Origin of the sequence: Paenibacillus monticola (assembly GCF_009664975.1) — a bacterium.
In the GTDB taxonomy this organism is placed as follows: domain Bacteria; phylum Bacillota; class Bacilli; order Paenibacillales; family Paenibacillaceae; genus Paenibacillus_AQ; species Paenibacillus_AQ monticola.
The window spans coordinates 172,859-191,795 of sequence record NZ_WJXB01000006.1 but is presented as its reverse complement, the minus strand read 5'-3'; the positions used below and the strand labels follow the sequence as shown (position 1 = coordinate 191,795).

General features: G+C 47.2%; 15 protein-coding genes and 1 pseudogene. All 16 read left to right on the top strand.

The features are described from left to right. Nucleotides 1–38 precede the first annotated feature (38 nt). Nucleotides 39–767, top strand: a complete 729-nt coding sequence (pyrH, locus tag GJB61_RS17705) for a UMP kinase (RefSeq protein ID WP_154120269.1) — start codon at nucleotides 39–41, stop codon at nucleotides 765–767. Continuing rightward, the gene (gene frr, locus GJB61_RS17700; RefSeq protein ID WP_154120267.1) at nucleotides 767–1,321 is read left to right on the top strand and encodes a ribosome recycling factor; all 555 of its coding nucleotides are present in this window, start codon (nucleotides 767–769) and stop codon (nucleotides 1,319–1,321) included. The genes pyrH and frr overlap by 1 nt, the downstream gene beginning before the upstream one ends. Nucleotides 1,322–1,399: 78 nt before the next feature. Beyond that, a complete protein-coding gene (locus tag GJB61_RS17695; RefSeq protein WP_154120265.1) occupies nucleotides 1,400–2,167 on the top strand; it encodes an isoprenyl transferase in 768 nt (255 codons plus the stop codon). Between the two features lie 21 nt (nucleotides 2,168–2,188). Then, complete coding sequence (locus GJB61_RS17690) at nucleotides 2,189–2,992, top strand: phosphatidate cytidylyltransferase (RefSeq protein WP_154120263.1); 804 nt, start codon at nucleotides 2,189–2,191, stop codon at nucleotides 2,990–2,992. A gap of 15 nt (nucleotides 2,993–3,007) precedes the next feature. Next, on the top strand, nucleotides 3,008–4,147 hold the full coding sequence (locus tag GJB61_RS17685) for a 1-deoxy-D-xylulose-5-phosphate reductoisomerase (protein WP_338115914.1): 1,140 nt from the start codon (nucleotides 3,008–3,010) through the stop codon (nucleotides 4,145–4,147). A 146-nt stretch (nucleotides 4,148–4,293) separates the two neighbouring features. Beyond that, complete coding sequence (gene rseP / locus GJB61_RS17680) at nucleotides 4,294–5,568, top strand: RIP metalloprotease RseP (RefSeq protein ID WP_154120261.1); 1,275 nt, start codon at nucleotides 4,294–4,296, stop codon at nucleotides 5,566–5,568. A 25-nt stretch (nucleotides 5,569–5,593) separates the two neighbouring features. Then, entirely contained in the window at nucleotides 5,594–7,042 is a 1,449-nt protein-coding gene (gene proS, locus GJB61_RS17675) for a proline--tRNA ligase (protein ID WP_154120259.1), read from the top strand. A 144-nt stretch (nucleotides 7,043–7,186) separates the two neighbouring features. Further along, a complete protein-coding gene (locus GJB61_RS17670) occupies nucleotides 7,187–11,512 on the top strand; it encodes a PolC-type DNA polymerase III (protein WP_154120257.1) in 4,326 nt (1,441 codons plus the stop codon). Between the two features lie 187 nt (nucleotides 11,513–11,699). Further along, nucleotides 11,700–12,167, top strand: a complete 468-nt coding sequence (rimP, locus tag GJB61_RS17665; RefSeq protein ID WP_154120255.1) for a ribosome maturation factor RimP — start codon at nucleotides 11,700–11,702, stop codon at nucleotides 12,165–12,167. Between the two features lie 26 nt (nucleotides 12,168–12,193). Further along, nucleotides 12,194–13,291 carry a transcription termination factor NusA gene (gene nusA / locus GJB61_RS17660; RefSeq protein WP_154120254.1) on the top strand — a complete coding sequence of 366 codons (1,098 nt, stop codon included), beginning with the start codon at nucleotides 12,194–12,196 and terminating at the stop codon, nucleotides 13,289–13,291. A 27-nt stretch (nucleotides 13,292–13,318) separates the two neighbouring features. Beyond that, nucleotides 13,319–13,627 (top strand): RNase P modulator RnpM, encoded by a 309-nt coding sequence (rnpM, locus tag GJB61_RS17655; RefSeq protein WP_154120252.1) that lies wholly within the window; start codon nucleotides 13,319–13,321, stop codon nucleotides 13,625–13,627. After that, nucleotides 13,620–13,938, top strand: a pseudogene (locus tag GJB61_RS31245) (L7Ae/L30e/S12e/Gadd45 family ribosomal protein); the annotation flags it as partial. The gene rnpM and the pseudogene GJB61_RS31245, both read left to right, overlap by 8 nt. Further along, complete coding sequence (gene infB / locus GJB61_RS17650) at nucleotides 13,936–16,632, top strand: translation initiation factor IF-2 (protein WP_154120399.1); 2,697 nt, start codon at nucleotides 13,936–13,938, stop codon at nucleotides 16,630–16,632. The pseudogene GJB61_RS31245 and the gene infB, both read left to right, overlap by 3 nt. A 16-nt stretch (nucleotides 16,633–16,648) precedes the next feature. Then, on the top strand, nucleotides 16,649–16,996 hold the full coding sequence (gene rbfA, locus GJB61_RS17645) for a 30S ribosome-binding factor RbfA (RefSeq protein WP_154120251.1): 348 nt from the start codon (nucleotides 16,649–16,651) through the stop codon (nucleotides 16,994–16,996). Nucleotides 16,997–17,029: 33 nt separating this feature from the next. Next, nucleotides 17,030–18,007, top strand: coding sequence for a DHH family phosphoesterase (locus GJB61_RS17640; RefSeq protein ID WP_154120249.1), 978 nt, complete (start codon nucleotides 17,030–17,032; stop codon nucleotides 18,005–18,007). Beyond that, nucleotides 18,004–18,918, top strand: a complete 915-nt coding sequence (gene truB, locus GJB61_RS17635) for a tRNA pseudouridine(55) synthase TruB (protein ID WP_154120247.1) — start codon at nucleotides 18,004–18,006, stop codon at nucleotides 18,916–18,918. The genes GJB61_RS17640 and truB overlap by 4 nt, the downstream gene beginning before the upstream one ends. Nucleotides 18,919–18,937: the final 19 nt, after the last annotated feature.

Genomic DNA, 18,937 nt, shown 5'->3' with positions numbered 1-18,937 from the left:
TAGTGTTCCGTCTTTTGTAAGAAAGTGAGGGTATACATTTGGAACAGCCGGTTTTTAAAAGAGTAGTGCTTAAGGTTAGCGGAGAGTCATTGGCAGGACCCAACGGATACGGCATTGATGCAGAGATGATTCTTTCGATCGCAGAACAGGTCAAAGAAGTGGTTGAGCTTGGAGTGCAAATCGCAATAGTCTGCGGCGGTGGTAATATATGGCGCGGAATAGCAGGTAGTGCAAGCGGTATTGATCGTGCTACTGCTGATTACATGGGCATGTTGGCTACAGTCATGAATTCACTTGCTCTGCAAGATGCATTAGAGCAAATTGATGTGCCAACGAGAGTGCAAACTTCTATTTCCATGCAGCAAATCGCTGAGCCTTACATTCGCCGCCGTGCTATTCGGCATCTAGAAAAAGGCCGAGTAGTTATTTTTGCAGCGGGTACAGGTAATCCGTTCTTCTCCACCGATACGACAGCGGCACTAAGAGCAGCTGAGATCGAAGCTGAAGTCATCCTGATGGCAAAGAACAAAGTAGACGGTGTATATTCTGCCGATCCTTTCAAAGACAGCACTGCGGTGAAATATGATCAGCTGACCTATATGGATATTCTGAACAAAAATCTTGGCGTGATGGATTCTACTGCTTCTTCTCTATGCATGGACAACAATATACCACTCATTGTGTTTGCCATTACGCAACAAGGTAATATCAAACGTGTTGTTCTCGGTGAGAAGATCGGGACTATTGTTAAAGGGAGTGTAGATTAATGCCACAAGCAATCAAACAAAGTGCTGAAGAGCGTATGGAAAAAGCGATTTTGTCGCTGAGACGTGACTTAGCTTCATTGCGTGCAGGTCGTGCATCAACATCGCTATTGGATCGTATTCAGGTTGAATATTATGGTTCCCCTACACCTATTAATCAGTTGGCCAATATTAGCACGCCGGATTCCCGGACGTTGCTAATCCAACCATGGGATAAAACATCGATGTCAGACATCGAACGGGCGATTATGAAGTCGGATATTGGAATAACTCCTGCAAATGACGGCACAATCATTCGTCTTTCTATTCCTGCACTGACTGAAGAGCGTCGGACTGAGCTAGTGAAGTTCACGAAGAAGTTTGGCGAAGAGGCAAAGATTGCGATCCGCAACATTCGCCGTGATGCTAATGATGATATCAAGAAAATGGAAAAAAACGGGATATCCGAAGACGAATCCCATGGACATCAGGAAGACATCCAGAAAACTACGGATAAGTTCATAGCTGAAGTCGATAAAGTGCTCCTGTCCAAAGAAAAAGAGATTATGGAAGTTTAATGATATTCAAGAGACGAAAAGCCCCTCCGCTAATGGTGGGGTTTGTCTCTTTCTGATAAGAGCTTGGAGGAAAAGGAAATGATTAAACGGGTTCAAGCATGGCTGGGCCGTAAAGAGAAGCATCAGCCAGTCGAGATTTCACCGGATAACATTCCCCGACATGTGGCTATAATTATGGACGGCAATGGGCGATGGGCCAAACGACGCGGTTTGCCACGTATTGTCGGTCATCGGAATGGGATGAAGGCCGTCAAACGCGCTACCATTGCTGCAGATGAGCTGGGTGTTCAATTTTTGACCATGTACGCATTCTCAACGGAAAATTGGAAGCGTCCTAAGGAGGAAGTTGATTTCTTGATGCGTTTACCGGTGGAGTTCTTGGCGATTGAGCTGGATGAGTTGATCGAAAAGAACGTTCAGGTACGCGTGATGGGCGATATGGAAGAAGTGCCTTCTTATACCCGTAAAGCTATGGAAGAGGCAGTGGCACGTACGGAAGGAAATACTGGACTTATACTGAATTTTGCCTTGAATTATGGGGGACGCAAGGAAATTACGGACTGCATGCAAGACTTGGGACGGGACATTCAAGCGGGCTTGCTGTCACCAGAAGAAATTACTTCAGCACTGATTGACAGTCGCTTATTATCCAGCGGCATACCTGATCCTGATCTGCTTATTCGCACAAGTGGTGAAATGCGGCTCAGCAATTTCATGTTATGGCAGCTTGCCTACAGTGAACTATGGTTTACAGATGTATACTGGCCGGAGTTCGACAAAGAGCATTTGCTTCAGGCAGTGGCTGAATATCAGCGGCGCACACGGCGCTATGGTGGACTGAAGTAGCCTGATGGGAGATGAGAACCTTTGAAGCAGCGCTTAATTACCGGAATTATTGCCGGTGCATTATTTTTAGGTTTATGCCTTTTGGGAGGCTGGTCGTATCAGCTTTTGTTAACTGCCATGGCTCTTATGGGGTATTATGAGTTTGTGAAAATGACAGGCACGCCTGCGCTTAGAGGCAGTGCTTTACTTGGTTATGCTGCGGTTCTTATTTTTATGATTCCATGGGGTTTGCTTGGAGTTTCGGCACCTTTATCGTGGGAACAAGGGATTTGGCTGCTGTTGCTGCTATTTCTTCTGGTTACTGTATTCACTAAGAATAAATTAGATATTCGCATTACGGCGTTGCTGTTTACGGGTATCGTATATCTAGGGATGGGTTTCTCCTACATGGCTGTGGCTCGTGCATCTAATGACGGACATGGTTTATTCTGGACATTCCTGCTCCTCTTTTGTATATGGGGAAGTGATGCTGGAGCCTATTTCGTGGGCAGGAGCTTTGGAAAGAATAAGCTATGGCCAGCGATTAGCCCCAACAAAACAATAGAGGGTGCAATTGGTGGAGTTCTGATCTCGATGATCATTTCCTTAGCTTTTGCGATATTTGTTCCTGATCTGCTGACGATTGGACGAGCGCTGCTTATTGGTCTTTCCTGCGCAGTTCTGGGTCAACTTGGAGATCTTGTACAGTCTGCCTATAAGAGGGTGTACGGTATTAAGGATTCGGGCTCGCTTTTGCCCGGTCATGGTGGTATTCTAGACCGCTGCGACAGCTGGATTATCGTATTTCCGTTCGTACATATTGTAATGCTCATGCCTTACTATTAACGGAGGGGTACAACTGTGAAAAAAATAAGTATTCTCGGTTCCACAGGTTCAATTGGCACTCAAACACTTGATGTTGTGGCCATGCACCCGGAATCTTTTGAAATAGAAGGTTTGGCGGCGGGCAGCAACATAGCGTTGCTGTTGGAACAGGTTCGCCGGTTCAAGCCACGGCGTGTCTCTGTTGCCACAAAGGAGTTGGCAGCGGAAATAAGAGCCAGCCTGCCCTCTGGAATAGAAGTGTTTAGCGGTAACGAGGGCCTGGTTGAGATCGCTGCAGGTGGAGATGCAGAAATGGTCGTTACTGCTGTAATGGGCAGCGTGGGACTGCAGTCAACCCTAGCTGCAATCGAAGCTGGCAGACATATTGGGCTTGCGAATAAAGAGACACTTGTAACGGCCGGACATTTGGTGAAAGCACTTGCAGTTCGTAAGGGTGTTAAGCTGCTGCCCGTGGACAGTGAGCACTCCGCTATTTTTCAATGTATGAATGGCGAGAATCGTGAAGATGTTGCTTCGATTACAATAACTGCATCAGGTGGTTCTTTTCGGGATTACACCCGGGATCAACTAAAAAATGTAACGGTGGAAGATGCACTTCGTCATCCCAATTGGAGTATGGGCGCCAAAATAACAATCGATTCCGCAACGATGGTGAATAAAGGCCTTGAGGTGATCGAAGCCCATTGGTTGTTCGGACTCTCTTATGAGCAGATTAATGTATTGCTGCATCCGGAGAGCATTATCCATTCTTATGTAGAATTCCGTGACTGCAGCATTATTGCTCAGTTGGGCACACCTGATATGCGTGTACCCATCCAATATGCACTGACCTATCCCGAGCGTTGGGAATCACCGGCACAGCGTCTGTCACTTGCTGAGGTAGGGCGGCTCACTTTTCGGGAGATGGATTATGAACGCTACCCAGCCCTTAGACTGGCTATAGACTGTGGCAAGGCTGGTGGAACAGCTACAACTGCTTTTAATGCTGCTAATGAAATTGCGGTTGCTCGTTTTCTGCGGGGTGAAATTCCATTTCTACGTATCGAGGAGATTATTTCGGAGGTACTGCAGCGACATATCAATTCAGGATCTCCGGATTTGGAGCAAATTGAGTTCACTGACCGGACTGTCCGCGAGCTGGCGTCTAGTCTTTAATAGGCTTAAGGTTTGTTTTACAGCTGGAAATACTTGTGTTGCCCTAAAAATAGGTATGGACTGTTGATTCTCTTGTGCCTGATCAGAGAATAATGATAAATTAAGAGGACATACTTCGGTCTTACACCTAAAGGGGGTTGTTACGCTTGGAAATGGTTCAAGTTGTTTTTTTAACGGTGCTCATGTTTTTTGTACTTGTGACCGTACATGAATGGGGACATTACTATTTCGCTAAACGCGCAGGTATTCTCGTCAGAGAATTCGCTATCGGTTTCGGCCCGAAACTGTTTTCTTATAAACGCAATGAAACCCAGTTTACCCTTCGCTTACTCCCGTTTGGAGGGTATGCGCGTATGGCTGGTGAAGATCCTGAGATTATCGAGATCGGTTCAGGTCAGACCATCGCTGTGAGACTCGGGCAGGATAACAAGGTTAAGAATATTTATCTGGATGCTCTCGACACCCGCAGAAATGTTATCCGTGGTGAGGCACAATATACTGACCTTGAGGTTGAACTGGTGATTCGGCTGGATGTAGATGGAGAAGTTACTACCTATGATGTCAACCCACAAGCGATGATGATCAGAGGGACACAACAGACCCAAATTGCTCCTAAGGACCGTCAATTTGGCAGTAAAACGGTTGGACAGCGTGCATTGGCGATTGTTGCAGGTCCTGTGATGAACTTCCTGTTAGCTTTTGTTCTATTCGCCATCCATTTACAAATGGTAGGAATTCCAGTCGAGAATCCTACCTTCGTTAAGATAGGTGATGTTAGCCAAGGGATGCCTGCACAAGAGGCAGGTCTGCAAAAAGGTGACATTGTAGAATCTATTAATGGAGAAAAGATCGGCGCCGATTATCAAAAGATGATTACCCTAACCTCGAAGTCTAAGGGCAAGGAAATGAAATGGACTTTGCTGCGCGGCGACGAGACGATTAACGTGACTATGGTACCTCGAGGTATGGAGGGTGAAGACGGTGGCAAGGTTGGGATTACTCCTGAACTTCCTAGTCGTAAGGCTGGCATAGGCGAGACTGTAAAGGGTTCCGGTGTGGCTATGGTCGACACAACCAAGGCGATTTTTCTGGGATTCAAACAGCTAGTAAATAAATTTAATATGGATGATATCGGAGGTCCGGTTCGCACATTTGAATTGACTGGCCAGATTGCCCAGCAGGGCATTGAATATCTTACCTATTGGGCTGCTATTCTGAGCTTGTATCTGGGTATTTTCAACCTGCTACCAATTCCTGCACTTGATGGAAGCCGTTTGGCCTTCCTTGGAGTAGAGGCACTGCGCGGCAAGCCAGTCGATCCAGGACATGAAGGTATGGTCCATTTTGTCGGATTCGCGATGCTGTTCTTGCTAATGATTGCTGTTACTTATAATGATATATTGCGCTTGATCACTGGATAATTTTTTTGGGGAGGAACTTCATTACATGTCAAAAGATAAGCAGTTTGTTACAGAAATCACACCACAGGCGCAGGATTTCTCACGCTGGTACATTGATGTTATTAAAAAGGCAGACCTGATGGATTACTCTCCGGTACGGGGCTGTATTGTTTTTAAGCCGGACGGCTATGAAATTTGGGAGCATATTCAAGAGGAAATGAACCGTCGGTTCAAGGCAACCGGTCACCGTAACGCCTATTTCCCGCTGTTTATTCCAGAAAGCTTTTTTCAAAAGGAAAAGGAACATATTGAGGGCTTCAATCCGGAACTCCCTTGGGTCACTGAAGCAGGTGGAGATAAGCTGGAAGAGCGTCTGGCGATTCGTCCGACTTCGGAAACCATGTTTGGTCATATGTACTCCAAGTGGATTCAATCGTATCGTGACCTACCAGTTCTGATCAACCAATGGGCTAATGTTGTCCGCTGGGAGAAACGGACTCTACCGTTTATTCGCACTAGTGAATTCCTCTGGCAGGAAGGGCATACGGCGCATGAGGAAGAAACCGAAGCTCGTGAAGAAACTATGCGTATGCTGGAGATTTATCGTGACTTCGTTGAGGGCTACTTGGCCATCCCGGTTATCACTGGACAGAAGACGCCTTCGGAGAGATTTGCCGGAGCAGTGGATACCTACTCCATTGAAGCGATGATGAAGGATGGACGTGCTGTCCAAGCGGGAACCTCACATTATTTGGGTACAAAGTTCGCCGTCGCTTTTGATATTCAATATTTAAGTCGTGAGAACGTGCTTGAGTATGTACACACTACTTCATGGGGAACTAGTACGCGCCTGATCGGTTCGTTAATCATGGTGCATGGTGATGACCGTGGTCTTGTCTTGCCACCAAAAGTTGCTCCAACTCAGGTGATAATGATTCCGATTGGACCTCCTAAGACTCGTGAAGCTGTGATTGGACGGACGGACGAGCTGTTCCAGGAGCTGAAAAGTGCTGGAATTCGCGTGCGTGTGGATGATCGTGCGGATGTAACACCTGGCTGGAAGTTCAACGAATACGAAATGCGTGGTGTACCTGTCCGTCTGGAACTTGGACCACGTGATATGGAGAATGGTGTGTGTGTGCTAGTCTCACGCATTACCGGCGAGAAGAAGATCGTTCAGCAGGAGAACCTCGTGGAAGAAGTCAATGCCATGCTGGAGCAAGTCCATACAGATATGTTCGAGCGTGCGCTGAAGTTCCGTGAGGATAACTTCTATTCTGTAGATACACTGGAAGAAATGAAGGCTTCCATGGAAGAGAAACGTGGCTTTGCGCTGGCAGGCTGGTGTGGCTCGGAGGAATGCGAGACCAAGGTTAAGGAAGAAACCGGGGCAGGCAGCCGCAACATTCCTTTTAACCCTTCAGAAGTTAAAGAAATTTGTATCTGCTGTGGAGAGCCTGCTAAGCATACAGTTGTTTTTGCTAAGGCTTACTAAATTTAATCAACTTATTATGATGTTCTCAAATGTAGCTTCTGGCGAGAGGAGTCGGCGGGCCGAAAGAACCCAATGCTTTTTATCCCGGGAGCTTTTTATCATAATGTCAGAGAGTTTATGCTTCAGTCAGGTAAGGGGGATAGCATGGAACAGAACATGGAGAGAAGAAAACGGTTCGAGTTGCTGATGAAGCAGGGAGAAATACCACCCGCGCTGATTGATCCCTACTTTTTGGACGGGTATATAGAACGTGTGGAGATCAGCCGTGGCAACCGGGATTGGCATATTGTGATCACTAAGGAAACACTGATTCCGGCACAGACCTACCGAACATTCTGCCTCAGGATGCGCGAGAAGTTGCAGCATATTGCCAAAGTGAGTTTTTTGTTTCTATATGATGAGAAAGTTAACAGAGCAGACCTTGTTGGGGAGTACTGGGGGCTGTTTCTGGAGTGGGTGCACCGCGAGATTCCTTCCGTTAACGGTTGGATGACGCGTTCAACTCAAGAGCTTAAAGGCGATATATTATTGCTGACGATGAGTGATTCCACTTCGCTGGAACTGGCCCGCAAAAAAGGGATTGACGCGGCAATTATCAAATTTTACGAGAAGTACTTTGGTCTTGTTCTTAAGGTTAAAGTACAAATGGCGGAAAATGTGAGTAACGTCAACGTCTATGAAGAATTGCAGCAAAAGGTTCAGCAGGAAGAGCGGGAGCTAGTAGAGCTTATGATGTCCGCCAGCGAGCCAGAGGTTTCTTCTGAAGAGAGTGACTCAGGTGAGGTAGTCCGGCTGCAGGTTGGCTATGAGATCAAGGAGCAAGCTGTTCCAATGGTGGATATACAGGATGAAGAGAAGAAGATTACCATTCAGGGTACGATCTTTGGGCTGGACCGCAAGGAATTGCGTAACGGCAGTACACTGTTCACCTTTAGTTTGACCGATTTCAGCGATTCACTGCAGATGAAGATGTTTGCCAAGAACAAAGAGGATTTAAAGGTAATGAGCCAGCTTGCAAACGGCAAATGGGTGAGAGCACGCGGCAAGGTGGAATTCGATCGTTTTATGCAGATTCCCGAGCTGGTCATGATTCCATCCGATTTGTCGGAGGTACAGGCTCCGCCTGCACGCAAAGATAATGCTCCACTGAAGCGGGTGGAATTCCATCTTCATACGAAGATGAGCGCGATGGATGCGGTGGCTTCCATTGATGCTTATGTCAAAACAGCTTCGAAATGGGGTCATCCAGCAATTGCCGTCACCGATCATGGTGTGGTTCAAGCTTTTCCGGACGCGGCGCATTCTGCACATAAGAACAAGATCAAGATGATCTATGGGGTCGAAGCCAATGTAGTTAATGACGCTGTGAATATAGTCGAGAACGCTCAGGAGCTGGAGCTCAAGACGGCAACCTATGTCGTGTTTGATATCGAGACCACGGGTTTGTCGATTACTCGCAATAATATTACCGAGCTGGCAGCCATTAAAATGTGCGAGGGTAAGGAACTTGGCCGTTATTCTACTTTTGTTAATCCGCATGAGAAGATTCCTTATCATATCACGCAGTTGACGAGCATAACAGATGAAATGGTCAAGGATGCCCCTGATCTGGAACCCGTGTTACATCAGTTTGTGGATTTTGTAGGGGACAGCATACTAGTTGCGCATAACGCCAGATTTGATATGGGATTTATTCAAGCATCACTAGTAAAGTTGGGACTGCCAAAGCTGACTAATCCCACGCTGGATACCCTTGAACTGGCACGTCTGCTGTATCCGACTATGAAAAATCACAGGCTGAACACTTTGGCCGACAAATATAAAGTTTTGTTGGAGAGCCATCACCGTGCGATAGATGATACTGTTGCTTTGGGCGGGATTCTAAACGGTTTGCTGGTGGATGCGCAGAAGCTAAAAGGCATGACACGACTTGATCGCCTAAATGATTATGTAGGTAATGATCTTTCAACCGTGCGTCCGTTTCATTGCTGCATTTATGCGCTCAACCCTATTGGCAAGAAGAATCTGTACAAGCTGATTTCGATGTCGCATACGGAGTACTTTAAACGTGTACCTTGTATTCCAAAGTCGAAACTAGAAGAGTTGCGAGATGGTCTGCTGATTATTTCTGGCTGTGAACGTGGGGAATTCTTTGAGGCTGTGCTGAACAAAACTACGGAGGAAGCGACGGAGGTTGCCCAATTCTACGATGTTCTGGAGATTCAACCGCTGACGATGTACATGCATTTGGTGGACAAAGGTTTTGTGGCCAGTCCAGAGGAGCTGCGGGGTGCGGTACGCAAGGTCTGCGAAATTGGCGAACAGCTGAATAAGCCGGTTATTGCTACGGGTAACGTCCATTATCTTGAACCACGTGATAAGCTGTTCCGCGATATCACCATTAATGGAATTACGGGCTTTAGCCCATTGAAGGATTTGCGTAAACCGGATGCCCATTTTCGGACAACGGATGAAATGCTGACTGAGTTTGAATTTCTAGGTTCTGAAAAAGCGCTGGAAGTCGTCGTCACCAATACAGTGGAGTTAGCCGAACGCTTCGAGGACTATGAGTTATTCCCGGAAAAGCTGTTTACGCCCGTTATCGAGGGTGCCGATGAAGAGATTCGTGAGACCTGCTACAGCACAGCCAAGTCCATTTACGGCGAGGAGCTGCCAGAAGTAGTGATAGCTCGATTGGAGAAAGAACTGGCGCCAATCATCAAATTTGGTTTCTCTGCCAACTATCTGATCTCTGAACGTCTCGTCAAAAAATCGAATCAGGACGGTTATCTTGTTGGGTCTCGAGGATCTGTTGGCTCTTCAGTGGTAGCGACCTTTCTCGGGATATCCGAGGTTAATCCGCTTCCGGCTCATTATATTTGCGGTAATTCTGAATGTCGGCACAGCGAATGGTTCCTTGACGGCAGTGTGCCGAGCGGGTTCGACTTGCCGGATAAGACCTGTCCGGATTGCGGCGGAAAGTTGAGAGGCGAAGGACAGGATATTCCTTTTGAGACCTTCCTTGGATTTAAGGGTGATAAGGTTCCCGATATCGATCTTAACTTTTCAGGTGCTTATCAGCCGAATGCCCATAATTTCACCAAGACGATGTTTGGACCGGACAACGTATTCCGTGCGGGGACGATCGGTACGGTGGCTGAGAAGACCGCCTTTGGCTTTACCAAGAAATATGAGGAACATCATCAGAAACGTTGGCGCGGCGCTGAGGTCGGCCGTCTAGCGGCTGGCTGTACGGGTGTGAAGCGAAGCACGGGCCAGCATCCCGGTGGGATAGTCGTTTTGCCGGACTATATGGAAATAGAAGATATTACGCCTGTGCAGTTTCCAGCCGATGATGTCAACTCCGAGTGGAAGACGACTCATTTTGATTATCATGCGTTTGATGCCAATTTGCTTAAGCTTGATATTCTGGGTCACGATGATCCGACGATGATGCGTATGCTGCAGGATTTAACAGGTGTTGATCCTACGTCGATCCCGATGAACGATCCCAAAGTAATGAGCATGTTCAACTCTACGGATTCACTTGGGGTAAGACCCGATCAGATACGCACGCCAGTTGCAACCTATGGCGTTCCAGAGATGGGCACACGTTTTGTCCGCCAGATGCTTATCGAGTCCCAACCTTCGAGCTTTGCCGATTTATTGCAAATTTCCGGGTTGTCGCATGGTACCGGTGTATGGTTGGGCAATGCCCAGGATCTCATCAAGAACAACACCTGTAACATCAAGACCGTTATTGGTTGTCGGGATGATATCATGCTTTTCTTAATATATAAAGCGGGTATGGATGCAGGTCTTGCCTTCAAAATTACGGAAAGCGTGCGTAAAGGTAAAGGTCTGTCGGCCGAATGGATCGATGAAATGAAGAAATGCAAAGTTCCGCAGTGGTATATTGATTCTTGCTTGAAGATCCAGTACATGTTTCCAAAGGCGCATGCTGCGGCTTATGTTATATCTGCTGTCCGTACCGCCTACTTTAAACTCTATTACCCGATAGAATATTATGCGACCTATTTCTCGGTAAGAGCAGCGGATTTTGACATTGAGCTTTGCTGCAAGGGGTATGATGCCATTACCCGTCAGATTGTCGAAATTGAGCAAAAAGGATTTCAGGCCTTGCCGAAAGAAAAAGCCATGCTGCCTATTCTTGAAATGGCACTGGAAATGACCGCACGTGGTTTTGTTTTCAAAAATATTGATCTTTACCGGTCCGATGCTATCAACTTTATAGTTGACGGCAACAGTCTTATCCCCCCCTTCTCTGCATTACAGGGTATTGGTGATAATGCAGCCTATAACGTTGCTGCCGCCAAAGAGGCTGGTGAATTTCTTTCCATCGAAGATTTCCAACAGAAATCAAAGGCGAGCAAGACGGTTATTGAGCTCCTAACCGGGATGGGCTGCTTCCGCGGATTACCGGAAAGTAATCAACTTTCCTTATTCTAAGACCTCATAATATCTAGAAAATGAATGTTCAAAAGAGGCAGTCAAGGGCTAGCACTTGTCAGTGCTACCGCTGTATGGTATAATTTCTTTGGTAATAATGAGATAAGTCCGTTGTGTAAAGAGTGGGGAAACCCACTCTTTATCTTTGGTATATAGCAAAAGACAAGTTCGTGGAGGTTATTTTCTTTTGAGCACACCCAAATCAAATATTAAACAAACGGTAGAGCAGATGCTCGGGCCCTATCTCGACGACAATGGTTTCGAACTGGTGGACGTTGAATACGTGAAGGAAGGCTCCAATTGGTTTCTGCGCATATTCGTAGATAAAGAAGGCGGCATCGATATTGATGACTGCGGAAGTATCAGCGAATATTTCAGTCAAAAATTGGATGAGAATGATCCTATCCCTGAGGCTTATTTCCTTGAGGTTTCTTCGCCGGGAGCTGAACGTCCGCTCAAAAAAGCTGCGGATGTTGCTAAAGCGGTAGGCAAGGACGTGTATGTGACTGTTTATGAGCCGATTCAAGGACTCAAAGAATTCGAAGGTCGGTTGCTCTCGTTCGAGAACGAGGAACTGCTCATCTCCGCGGGCAAAAAAGAACAAACAATACCATATGCCAAAGTTGCCAGCGCGAGATTGGCCATTATTTTTTAACGTCTTGAAAGGGGGACCGGAATTTCATGAGTATGGAGTTTATTGATGCTATGAATGAACTGGAAAGGGAGAGAGGCATCAGCAAGGATGTGCTATTTGAAGCCATCGAAGCTGCACTGATCTCCAGTTATAAACGTAATTTTAATGCAGCGCAAAACGTGCGTGTCGACATGAATCGCGCAACAGGTGTGATCAGGGTTTATGCTCGCAAGCTGATTGTAGAAGAAGTCTTGGATATCCGGACTGAAATCTCACTGCCATCTGCTCGGGAGATTAACCCGCACTTCCAGCTTGAAGATATCGCTGAGCTTGAAGTGACACCTCGTGATTTCGGACGTATTGCCGCCCAGACCGCTAAGCAGGTTGTGACCCAGCGTATTCGCGAAGCAGAGCGTGGACTCATCTATAACGCTTTTATTGACAAGGAAGATGATATCGTTACCGGCCTTGTACAGCGTCAGGATATGCGCAACATCTACATCGATCTTGGCAAAATCGAGGCGGTTCTCCCGCTTGGCGAATTGATGCCTGGTGAGAAGTTCAAGCAAAGCGAGCGCATCAAAGCCTACATTACCAAGGTTGAGAACACAACCAAAGGACCGCAGATTATGCTGTCCCGTAGTCATCCTGGTCTGCTGAAGCGTTTGTTCGAGCTGGAGGTTCCAGAAATTTTTGATGGCGTGGTTGAAATTCGTTCCGTTGCACGTGAAGCTGGCTTCCGTTCCAAAATTGCTGTGTATTCCCGCAATCCGGAAGTCGATCCTGTCGGTTCCTGCGTAGGTCCAAGAGGCACACGAGTTCAGACGATCGTTACAGAACTTCGCGGCGAGAAGATCGATATCGTCCGTTATTCTGATCTTGTTCAAGAATATGTGGCGAACGCGCTTAGTCCATCCAAAGTGCTTGAAGTACAGATCTTTGAACCGGAGAAAATGGCACGGGTCATTGTTCCTGATTATCAATTGTCACTGGCTATCGGCATTAAAGGGCAGAACGCACGTCTTGCTGCCAAACTTACCGGCTGGAAAATTGATATCAAGAGCGAAAGCCAAGCGGAGCAGGAATACGGCAGAGCGAGAACTTCAGTTGATGAAATGCATCAGGATTCCGTCTCCATTGATTAATTAACCTGTTGACGGGAGGCTTATGTTATGAAACAAAAGAAGGTACCGCTGCGCAAATGCGTTGTTAGCCAGGAGATGAAGCCCAAGAAAGAGCTGATTCGTGTGGTTAGAACGCCGGAGGGCGAGGTGCTTATCGATCTGACAGGTAAGAAATCAGGTCGAGGTGCTTATATATGCGGGAAACTGGAATGTTTTAAATTGGCGCAAAAGAATAAAGCACTTGATCGTGCGTTAAAATGTCAAGTGAGTCCTGAAATCTATGCCCAGCTTGCCCGGGATTTTGTATCCGTGGAGGAGCAGTTTTTAGCAGCAAAGGATAGTGAGGACAATGAGTAAGGCACTTTCTTATTTAGGGCTTGCAATGAGAGCAGGCAAGATTGTCACCGGCGATGAGGCTGTACTTAAGGCAGTGCGGTCTTCAGAAGCGAAGCTGGTCGTTCTGGCGGGTGACGCTTCAGATAATACCCAGAAAAAGTTCCGCGATAAATGCGGAACCTACGATATTCCACTAGTAATCGCATTTCATCGAGACAGTCTCGGTGCAAGTATTGGTAAAGTTCAGCGCGTTGTGCTGGCCGTTACGGATAAAGGATTCGCGGAAATGATCTCCAAGCAACTTGGAGATACTGTCGGAGGTGGAGTTATTGACTAAAGAAGACAATAAAGATAAACTGCGTGTTTACGAATACGCGAAATCATTGAACATGAGTAGTAAAGAAATTATTACCATTCTGAAGCGTTTGGATGTCCCTGTGAACAATCATATGAGTGTCATGGAGAATGGTTCCGTGAACAAAGTAGAACAGTTCTTTAAGGATATTAAGTCAAACGCTGCAGCCAAGCGGGAACCCGGTACTAGCAGCCGCCCAGTGACAACCACCGGAGCGGTAACCGCCGAACCCCAGAGTGCTCAGAACGCCAACCAAAATCAACCGGAAAAGCAGGTAGGTATGAACAGTAACCAAAACAACAACCAATCGACGACGTCCCCAAGGCCCCAAAGCGGACAAGATTCCCGCACAGCACAAACAGGTTCCACACAGAATGCACGTCCGCAAGGCAGTACAACAGGTAGCCGCCCACAAGGCAGCACTACTGGAAGCCGCCCACAAGGCAGCAGTACAACTGGTAGTCGTCCGCAAGGCAGTACAACTGGAAGCCGCCCACAAGGCAGCAGCACTACCGGAAGTCGCCCACAGGGTAGCAGTACAACAGGTAGCCGCCCACAAGGTAGCGGAACTACTGGAAGTCGCCCGCAAGGCAGCAGTACAACTGGAAGCCGCCCACAAGGTAGCTCACCAGCTGGTAACCGTCCGCCGACCCAAGGTGCAGCTCCTCGCACCGGCGATCGTCCGCAAGGTCAAGGCGGAGCGCCTCGTTCAGCGGGTCCACAAGGTCAAGGCGGCGCAGGCGGAGATTTCTCCAAAGGTGGTCCTAAGAAGAGTGGTGCTACTGGTGGTAGCAGACCAACTACGGGTACAGGCCAAAGACGCTTTGATGATGGTAAGGGCGGGAACTTCCGCGGACGCGGAGGCAAAAACGGCCGCGGTAAGAATCAACAAATGGAACGTCGCGAGAAGGTTGATAATACGCCGAAGAAAATTATTGTTCGTGGCAGCATGACTGTTGGCGAAACAGCGAAACTGCTGCATAAGGATGCTTCGGAAGTTATCAAAAAACTGATCTCGATGGGTGTTATGGCTACCATAAATCAAGAGCTTGATCTTGACACTATTTTACTTCTTGCTGGTGAATTTGGTGTAGAAGTAGAAGTGAAGATTCCTGTTGATGAGGACAGCTTTGAAACCGTTGAAGAGAACGATACTGAAGAAGAACTGCAGAGCCGTCCTCCGGTTGTAACGATCATGGGTCACGTCGATCATGGTAAAACAACATTGTTGGATGCTATCCGTTCTACAAATGTGACCAGCGGCGAAGCCGGTGGGATCACTCAGCACATCGGTGCGTATCAGGTCGAAATCAACCACAAGAAAATTACGTTCCTGGATACTCCAGGTCACGAAGCGTTTACCGCAATGCGTGCCCGTGGAGCACAGGTTACAGATATGACCATAATTGTGGTGGCAGCGGATGATGGTGTTATGCCTCAGACGGTAGAAGCCATTAACCATGCTAAGGCAGCAGGACTACCAATCATTGTAGCTGTTAACAAAATTGATAAAGTGGGCGCTGATCCTGACAAGGTGAAGCAAGAGCTTACTGGATATGGCCTAGTTCCTGAAGAGTGGGGCGGCGATACAATCTTTGTAAACTTGTCTGCTAAACAGCGCACGAATCTGGAAGAACTGCTGGAAATGATTTTACTTGTAGCTGAAGTGAATGAATACAAAGCGAACCCAGACAAACGGGCGCGTGGTACAGTGATTGAAGCGGAACTTGATAAGAACCGTGGACCAGTCGCACGTATTCTCGTACAACATGGTACCCTGAGAGTGGGAGACGCTTTTGTAGCAGGTAACTGCTTCGGACGTGTTCGTGCCATGGTGAATGACAAAGGTCGCAAGATCAAAGAAGCGGGACCTTCCACACCAGTGGAAATTACCGGTTTGACTGAAGTGCCGCAAGCTGGAGATCCGTTTATGGCCTTTGAGGATGAGCGTAAAGCTCGTGCGATTGCTGACAGACGGGCTATTACTCAGCGTCAATCCGAGTTGAACGTTAACACCCGTGTAACTTTGGATGATCTGTTCAAGCACATTAAAGACGGTGAAATCAAAGACCTGAACGTTATCATTAAAGGTGATGTACAGGGTTCGGTTGAAGCACTTAAAGGTTCTTTGGCTAAAATTGAAGTCGAAGGCGTACGCGTGAAGATTCTTCACAGCGGAGCTGGAGCAATTACGGAATCGGATATTACGCTGGCAGCGGCATCCAACGCCATCGTTATCGGTTTTAACGTTCGTCCGGACGCTCAGACTAAGGCAGCGGCTGATCAAGAAAAGGTAGATGTTCGTTTGCATCGCATCATCTACAACGTCATTGAAGAAATTGAGCAGGCCATGAAAGGTATGCTGGATCCTATCTTCAAAGAGAGCATTATCGGCCATGCTGAAGTACGCAACGTCTTTACAATTAGTAAAGTGGGTACCATTGCAGGATGTATGGTTACTTCCGGCAAAATTGCCCGCAATGCTGAAATGCGCTTGATTCGTAGCGGTATCGTTGTTTTCGAAGGTAAGATTGACACCTTGAAACGCTTTAAAGACGATGCCAAAGAAGTCGCGCAGGGGTATGAATGCGGGATTACATTGGAACGCTATAATGACCTCAAAGAGGGCGACATTATCGAAGCGTTCATTATGGAAACTGTAGAGCGCTAAGAAGAGGTGGATATAGATGTCTAAAATCAGAGCTGGACGTGTAGGCGAACAGATTAAAAAAGAACTAAGCCTACTGATCCAAAAAGAAATGAAAGATCCTCGAATCGGTTTTGTAACAGTAACCGGCGTAGAAGTCACTAATGACTTGACGCAGGCCAAAGTATACCTAAGCGTATTAGGGGATGAAGATCAGAAGACAGCTTCGCTTAAGGCGATTGAGAAGGCACATGGCTTCCTTCGCTCAGAGCTTGGTAAAGCTATCCGCCTCCGGCATACACCGGAGCTGGTCTTTAAGACGGATGAATCCGTAGCTTACGGCAGTCATATTGAGAAGCTGCTTGGAGACATCGGGAAGACAGAGTAGATTTAGGCAACCTTGTTAATAAGGAGACGGCGAATGCAGAGCTATGAACAAAGTCTCCAGCAGACCCGTGAATTTCTGCTGGAACACGACGATTACCTTGTAGTGTCGCATGTTCAGCCGGACGGAGACGCAGTCAGCTCCACCCTCGCGGTGGGCTGGCTTCTCTCATGTCTGGGCAAGAATTATTCGATGCTGAACGAAGGCCCGATTCCCAAACGAATGGAATACTTGTGGCATGCCGACGAAATTATCAATTTGGCTGCTAGTGAGCAAACACGTAAATACAGTAATGTTATATGTGTCGATTGTGCCGATTTCCAGCGTGTAGGTCTGACGCAATGTTATTTTGCAGATGATGCGCTCATCGTAAATATAGATCATCATCCGACCAACAATGGATATGGCCTCGTTAATCTCATCAAGCCAGATGCAGCAGCCACGGCAGAAATTCTATTCGACCTGCTGAAAGTGTTTGGGATCGAGTGGGATATTCATATTGCTACAGCTATTTATACGGGACTGTTGACAGATACCGGAGGCTTCCGCTACGCCAATACTTCACCCAAGGTAATGGCAGCTGTATCAGAACTATTGGCACTTGGTGTTAAAGGTCCTGAACTGGCGGAAACATTGCTTGAAGAAATGACACTTGCGCAAGTTAAGGTTCTGAACCGGGCGTTGAACACCTTACAGTTATCGCCAGAAGGTGATATAGCTTGGGTTCACGTTACCCCTCAGGATATGCTTGACTGTGATGCAGCTAATGAAGATTTGGAAGGGATTGTGAACTATCCGCGCAATATACGCGGCGTGGAAGTTGGCATTCTGTTCAAGGTCATTCATGAGCAAGCAGTAAAGGTCAGTTTGCGCTCCGCTGGCAAGGTGGATGTAGCTGCGCTAGCTCAAACCTTCGGTGGTGGGGGTCATACCCGTGCTGCGGGTGCGCGCATAGAAGCTACATTGGAGAAGGTTATTCCCTTGGTACTTGAGGAGGTAAAACGTCATTTATGAGTGAACTTACAGGTGTATTGGCTGTCTACAAGCCAGCAGGATTCACATCACATGACGTTGTAGCTAAAGCACGCCGCATTCTTGGAATGAAACGGATTGGTCACACGGGGACACTCGATCCCCAGGTGACTGGTGTGTTGCCCCTTTGTCTCGGACGAGCTACTCGGGTAGTGGAATACATTCAGGAGTTGCCTAAGGAATATGTCGCAACGCTTAGACTAGGATTAGCCAGCGATACGGAAGACATGACTGGAACGATCACGGAAACGGTAGATGAGGTTCATGTTACCGAGGAAGAGGTTCGGGCTGTGCTTGGTTCTTTCCGAGGAGTAATCTCTCAGGTTCCTCCTATGTATTCAGCGGTGAAAATTGACGGCAAGCGCTTGTACGAATTAGCCAGAGAAGGCAAAACCGTAGAACGCAAAAGTCGTGAAGTAGAGATCTATGAGATTGAAATGCTAGGAATGAGTTGGAGCGGCAATTATCCTGATATTACTTTTCGTGCACTTTGCTCTAAAGGCACCTATATTCGCACACTATGCGTGGATATCGGCCGGGCTTTAGGGCTGCCAGGTGTAATGGTGAAGCTGGAAAGAACGATGTCTGCAGGAATTAGAGCCAGCCACTGTCTCACTCTGGAAGAAATTGCTTTCCATATGGAAGCAGGAACCTTGGAAGCTCATCTTATAGCAGCTGACGAAGCGATCTCACATTTGCCACGTCATACTGTTGTAGATGAGAAGAGAAAGTCGGCATTGCAGGGACAACGCCTTTCGTCCCGGTTTGTGTTACCTGAGGTAGAGAGTTCAGGTCATTTCCGGCTATACGACCTGCAAAGTGAATTTCTGGGTATTTATGAACTGGAAGATTCGGGAGCCATTGCTCCGGTTAAGGTATTTGCACAAATTTAAAATCAACTTTCCAAGTGAA

Bases quoted from the DNA above. Each gene is read 5' to 3' on its own strand.
- GJB61_RS17670 (WP_154120257.1), top strand. From the start codon at position 7,187: ATGGAACAGAACATGGAGAGAAGAAAACGGTTCGAGTTGCTGATGAAG.
- frr (WP_154120267.1), top strand. From the start codon at position 767: ATGCCACAAGCAATCAAACAAAGTGCTGAAGAGCGTATGGAAAAAGCG.
- GJB61_RS17640 (WP_154120249.1), top strand. From the start codon at position 17,030: ATGCAGAGCTATGAACAAAGTCTCCAGCAGACCCGTGAATTTCTGCTG.
- rbfA (WP_154120251.1), top strand. From the start codon at position 16,649: ATGTCTAAAATCAGAGCTGGACGTGTAGGCGAACAGATTAAAAAAGAA.
- truB (WP_154120247.1), top strand. From the start codon at position 18,004: ATGAGTGAACTTACAGGTGTATTGGCTGTCTACAAGCCAGCAGGATTC.
- GJB61_RS17695 (WP_154120265.1), top strand. From the start codon at position 1,400: ATGATTAAACGGGTTCAAGCATGGCTGGGCCGTAAAGAGAAGCATCAG.
- proS (WP_154120259.1), top strand. From the start codon at position 5,594: ATGTCAAAAGATAAGCAGTTTGTTACAGAAATCACACCACAGGCGCAG.
- nusA (WP_154120254.1), top strand. From the start codon at position 12,194: ATGAGTATGGAGTTTATTGATGCTATGAATGAACTGGAAAGGGAGAGA.
- rnpM (WP_154120252.1), top strand. From the start codon at position 13,319: ATGAAACAAAAGAAGGTACCGCTGCGCAAATGCGTTGTTAGCCAGGAG.